Here is a 4,364-nt window from a genome sequence, read left to right as displayed (position 1 = left end):
GCCACCCGGCGGCTGGCGGGCCAGTAGCCCGACATGGCCGCGCCCGGCTTCGCCACGCTGCCTGCGCCGCCGTACTACGCGGTTGTGTTCAGCAGCCAGCGCCGCGACGACGGCGGCGGTTCCGGCTACGGCGCCACCGCGCAGCGAATGGTCGAACTGGCGGCGCAGCAACCCGGCTACCTGGGCGTGGAAAGCGCACGCGGCGCCGACGGCTTCGGCATCACCGTCAGCTACTGGGCCAGCGAGGCCCACATCCTGGCCTGGCGCCGCAACGCCGAACACAGCCTGGCCCGCGAACGCGGACGTACCCTGTGGTATGAACACTTCGAGCTGCGCGTGGCCAAGGTCGAACGCGCCTACGGCAGCCCCTGAAAGGAACTTCATGAGCGACATCCTGCAAACCATCCTGCGCCGCAAGGCCGAAGAAGTCGCCGAGCGCAGCGCGCGCGTGCCGCTGGCCGCGCTGGTGGACCGCTGCCGGGGCTTGCCGCCCGCGCGCGGCTTCGCCGCCGCGCTGCAGGCTAAGGTCGCCGCCGGCCTGCCCGCGGTGATCGCCGAAGTGAAAAAGGCGAGCCCCAGCAAGGGCGTCATCCGCCCGGACTTCCGGCCGGCGGATATCGCCGCCAGCTACGAGCGCGGTGGCGCGGCCTGCCTTTCGGTGCTCACCGACGTGGATTTCTTCCAGGGCGCCGACGACTATCTGCTGCAGGCGCGCGCGGCGTGTTCGCTGCCGGTGCTGCGCAAGGACTTCACCGTGGACGCCTACCAGGTGTATGAGGCCCGCGCGATGGGCGCCGACTGCGTGCTGCTGATCGTGGCCGCGCTCGACGACGCCCGCCTGGCCGACTTGTCCCACCTGGCGATGGACCTGGGCATGGACGTGCTGGTGGAAGTGCACGACGTCGACGAGCTCGAGCGCGCGCTGCAGGTGGGCGCGCCGCTGGTGGGCATCAACAACCGCAGCCTGCGCACGTTCGAAGTGTCGCTGGACACCACGCTGGCGCTGCGCCAGGCGGTGCCCACCGATCGGCTGCTGGTGACCGAAAGCGGCATCGCCACCCGCGACGACGTGGCGCTGATGCGTTCGCACGGCGTGAACGCGTTCCTGGTCGGCGAAACGTTCATGCGGGCGCCCGATCCCGGCGCCGAACTTGCGCGGCTGTTCGCCTGAGGCCATGGCGAACGCGGCGGCCACCGTCCTGTTTGATTTCGACGGCACCCTGGTGCGCGGCGACTGCGCCGCCGCGTGGCTGCGCATCCAGCTGCGCCGCGACCCGCTGCGGCGGCTGGCGGCCGGCCTGACTTTCCCGTTCCTGGCGCCGGGCTTCGCGTGGTGGCGCAGCGCGTGGGTTCCCGCCAGCTTCTACACCTGGCTGGCCACGGTCGGACGCACGCACGAAGCGCTGGCCGAAGCGCGCGAGGACTTCCTGCGCGACTGCGCCCGGCGCCGCGACGAGCTGCTGATCGCGCCGGCGGTGATCCGGCTGCGCGCACACCTGGACGCCGGCCACCCGGTGGTGATCGTCACCGGCGCCGAGGCCTCGCTGGCGCGCGAGCTGTGGCGGGCGCTGGGCCAGCCCGACGTGCCGGTGGTGGGCTCGAGCGTCCGCGAGGCCTTCGGCGGCTGGATCGGCCAGGAACACACGGTGGGCCCCCGCAAGATCACCGCGCTGGCCCGCGAAGGCATTCATCCGCCGTTCGCCGCCGTCTACAGCGACAGCGCCCGCGACCTGCCGCTGCTTTGCGAAACCGCGCACCCGGTGCTGGTCCGCCCCGATCCACGCAGCCTCGCCCGCGTCAACAAGCGCCTCCGCGGCGCGTTCGAAACGATCCTCTGAGCCTGGCTTCAGGCGTCGCCCAGCCGCTTGAGGAAGCGCAGCGCACTCTCGCCGAAACCGCAGGCGCGGTAGAACTCGTGCGCTTCATGGCGGTGGCTGGCGGACGTGAGTTCGATGCGGGCCGCGCCGCCCTGTCGCGCGCGCAGTTCGGCTTCGCGCAGCAACATGCGGCCCACGCCGCGGCGCTGTTCCGTGCCCGACACCACCAGCGCGGTGATGCGGCAGGTGCGGGCGCCCAGGGGCAGGTAGTACATCAGGTCCAGCGCCAGCAGCCCTGCCAGCTGGCCGTGGCGATCGGCCACCAGGATCTGCTGGTCGGGCTCGTCGCGCAGTGCCAACAGGCGCGCGGCTGCCTCATCGCGGCTGCAGGGATAGCCCAGCACTTCGAGCAGCATGGCCACGCCGGCCGCGTCCTGGGCCGATGCGGGACGCACCAGCAGGCTTTCGCGCCCGGGCGTGGAGGCCGTGCCCATGGCTTCAGCGCGTGCCGAAAACCACGATCGTCTTGCCGCGGGCGTGCAGCAGGCCCTGTTCCTGCAGCTGCTTGAGCACCCGGCCGGCCATCTCGCGCGAACAGCCGACGATGCGCGCCAGCTCCTGGCGCGACACCCGGATCTGCGTGCCCTGCGGGTGCGACAGCGCGTCGGGTTCCTGGCACAGGTCGTTCAGGGTGCGGATGATGCGGCCGCTGACGTCCATGAAGGCCAGGCGGCTGGCCTTGCGGCTGGTGTCGAGCAGGCGCTTGGACAGCTGCAGGCCGATGGCATAGAGGATGCGCGGGCACTCGGCGGCCAGCGGCCCGGAGAACAGCTGGTGCAGGCGTTCGTAGTTGATCTCGGCCAGCTCGCAGGCGGTGCGCGTACGCACCACCACGGCGCGCTGGTCGGCGGCGAAGAACAGGCCCATCTCGCCGATGAACTCGCCGGCGTTGACGTAGCCCAGCACCAGTTCACGCCCGTCGGACTCTTCGCTGACCACGCTCAGCGAACCGCTGATGACGTAATAGAGGGAAGTGGCCGGCGCGCCCGGCCGGAAGACGTCGGTGCGGGTGGGGTAGCGGCGCCGGTGGCAATGGTCGAGGAAACGGTTCAGGACCGCGGCATCGGGCGCCAGCGGGCTGTTGACCACCTTGTGAGGCTGCATGGACATCTACTAACTCCTGATTCTCCGCCGATGCGGCCCCCGCCCCGGAGGCGGCTGATGCTGTTCAGCTTAGGCGTCCCGGAGGCCTCGGGCAATGCCGGGAGGGGCCGGCGTTCCACTTTCGTGACCGGGTCGGTTCCCCCGGGCGGCCGTTTGCCCGATAATGCCGGCCCCCGCTGTATCCCCCTTCCCAAGCAGGAACGCCAACGTGGTCAAGCCGCTTCCTCGCCTGAGGCTCCAGGGTTTCAACAACCTGACCAAGGCACTGAGCTTCAACATCTACGACGTCTGCTACGCGGTGTCGGAAGACCAGCGCCAGCGCTACATCGACTACATCGATGAGGAATACAACGCCGACCGCCTGACCCAGATACTCACCGACGTGGCCGAGATCATCGGCGCCAACATCCTCAACGTGGCCCGCCAGGACTACGACCCGCAGGGTGCGTCGGTAACGATCCTGATCTCGGAAGAACCGGTGATCGACAAGAAGGCGGCCGGCAAGGAGTTGATCTCCGACGCCGTGGTGGCGCACCTGGACAAGTCGCACATCACTGTGCACACCTATCCCGAAACCCACCCGCACAACGGCATCGCCACCTTCCGCGCCGACATCGACGTGGCCACCTGCGGCGTCATCTCGCCGCTGAAGGCACTGAACTACCTGATCGAGAGCTTCGAGTCCGACATCGTGGTGATGGACTACCGCGTGCGCGGCTTCACCCGCGACGTGAAGGGCAAGAAGCACTACATCGACCACCGCATCAATTCGATCCAGGAATTCCTGTCCAAGCCCATCAAGCAGCGCTACGAGATGATGGACGTGAACATCTACCAGGAAAACCTGTTCCACACGAAGATGCACCTCAAGGAATTCGACCTCGACACCTACCTGTTCGAGGAGAAGGCCAAGAACCTCGGCTTCAAGGACCGCCAGCGCATCGAGATGCAGCTGCGCCGCGAGATCGAGGAACTCTACGGTGCCCGCAACCTGAGCCACTCAACCGACCCGCGGGACGACCCGCGCGCCCGATGGGGCGATGAACCACCGACGACGGTCCGGCGCGAAAGCCCCGGGCCGTTGTCGTTCCTGAAGCCCTGGAAGGAGAAGCGACATGGCATGGCTCTACCTGGCAATCGCCGGCGTGTTCGAGGTCGTCTGGGCGATCGGCCTGAAGTACAGCGACGGTTTCACCCGGCCCCTGGCCAGCACCGTCACCGTGGCCGGCATGGCGGTGAGCTTCTGGTTCCTGGCGCTGGCGCTCAAGGAAATCCCGATCGGCACGGGCTACGCGGTGTGGGTGGGCATCGGCGCGGTGGGCACGGCAGCGCTGGGCATCGCCCTGTTCGGCGAATCCGCGGCCTGGCCACGGCTGGCCTGCA

The 4,364-nt window shown here is 69.0% G+C and carries 6 protein-coding genes and 1 pseudogene; 5 read left to right on the top strand and 2 right to left on the bottom strand.

What is annotated here, in order from left to right; translation table 11 throughout:
- Nucleotides 1-33: 33 nt before the first annotated feature.
- Genes K0M70_RS02470 through K0M70_RS02460 form a run of 3 tightly spaced genes read left to right on the top strand, consistent with a single transcriptional unit; the run spans nucleotide 34 to nucleotide 1,838 of the window.
- Nucleotides 34-372 (top strand): antibiotic biosynthesis monooxygenase, encoded by a 339-nt coding sequence (locus K0M70_RS02470; RefSeq protein ID WP_290778807.1) that lies wholly within the window; start codon nucleotides 34-36, stop codon nucleotides 370-372.
- A gap of 10 nt (nucleotides 373-382) precedes the next feature.
- On the top strand, nucleotides 383-1,171 hold the full coding sequence (trpC, locus tag K0M70_RS02465) for an indole-3-glycerol phosphate synthase TrpC (RefSeq protein ID WP_343211187.1): 789 nt from the start codon (nucleotides 383-385) through the stop codon (nucleotides 1,169-1,171).
- A 4-nt stretch (nucleotides 1,172-1,175) separates the two neighbouring features.
- Nucleotides 1,176-1,838, top strand: coding sequence for a haloacid dehalogenase-like hydrolase (locus tag K0M70_RS02460; protein ID WP_290778803.1), 663 nt, complete (start codon nucleotides 1,176-1,178; stop codon nucleotides 1,836-1,838).
- A gap of 8 nt (nucleotides 1,839-1,846) precedes the next feature.
- On the opposite strand, the gene K0M70_RS02455 is transcribed toward K0M70_RS02460, so the two are convergent.
- Nucleotides 1,847-2,311 carry a GNAT family N-acetyltransferase gene (locus tag K0M70_RS02455; protein ID WP_290778801.1) on the bottom strand — a complete coding sequence of 155 codons (465 nt, stop codon included), beginning with the start codon at nucleotides 2,309-2,311 and terminating at the stop codon, nucleotides 1,847-1,849.
- Nucleotides 2,312-2,315: 4 nt separating this feature from the next.
- The gene (gene crp, locus K0M70_RS02450; RefSeq protein ID WP_290778812.1) at nucleotides 2,316-2,981 is read right to left on the bottom strand and encodes a cAMP-activated global transcriptional regulator CRP; all 666 of its coding nucleotides are present in this window, start codon (nucleotides 2,979-2,981) and stop codon (nucleotides 2,316-2,318) included.
- Nucleotides 2,982-3,189: 208 nt separating this feature from the next.
- Here crp and speD point away from each other — a divergent pair.
- Nucleotides 3,190-3,978, top strand: a pseudogene (speD, locus tag K0M70_RS02445) (adenosylmethionine decarboxylase); the annotation flags it as partial.
- 118 nt (nucleotides 3,979-4,096) lie between these two features.
- Nucleotides 4,097-4,364, top strand: a 268-nt coding sequence (locus K0M70_RS02440; RefSeq protein WP_290778810.1) for a multidrug efflux SMR transporter, incomplete at its 3' end; no start/stop codon positions are given.

This window comes from Arenimonas sp. (genome assembly GCF_019459675.1).
In the GTDB taxonomy this organism is placed as follows: domain Bacteria; phylum Pseudomonadota; class Gammaproteobacteria; order Xanthomonadales; family Xanthomonadaceae; genus Arenimonas.
Note: the sequence above shows the minus strand (reverse complement) of the source record. Positions and strands in the feature narration are given on the sequence as shown.

Bases quoted from the DNA above. Each gene is read 5' to 3' on its own strand.
- K0M70_RS02460 (WP_290778803.1), top strand. From the start codon at position 1,176: ATGGCGAACGCGGCGGCCACCGTCCTGTTTGATTTCGACGGCACCCTG.
- crp (WP_290778812.1), bottom strand. From the start codon at position 2,981: ATGCAGCCTCACAAGGTGGTCAACAGCCCGCTGGCGCCCGATGCCGCG.
- K0M70_RS02455 (WP_290778801.1), bottom strand. From the start codon at position 2,311: ATGGGCACGGCCTCCACGCCCGGGCGCGAAAGCCTGCTGGTGCGTCCC.
- trpC (WP_343211187.1), top strand. From the start codon at position 383: ATGAGCGACATCCTGCAAACCATCCTGCGCCGCAAGGCCGAAGAAGTC.
- K0M70_RS02470 (WP_290778807.1), top strand. From the start codon at position 34: ATGGCCGCGCCCGGCTTCGCCACGCTGCCTGCGCCGCCGTACTACGCG.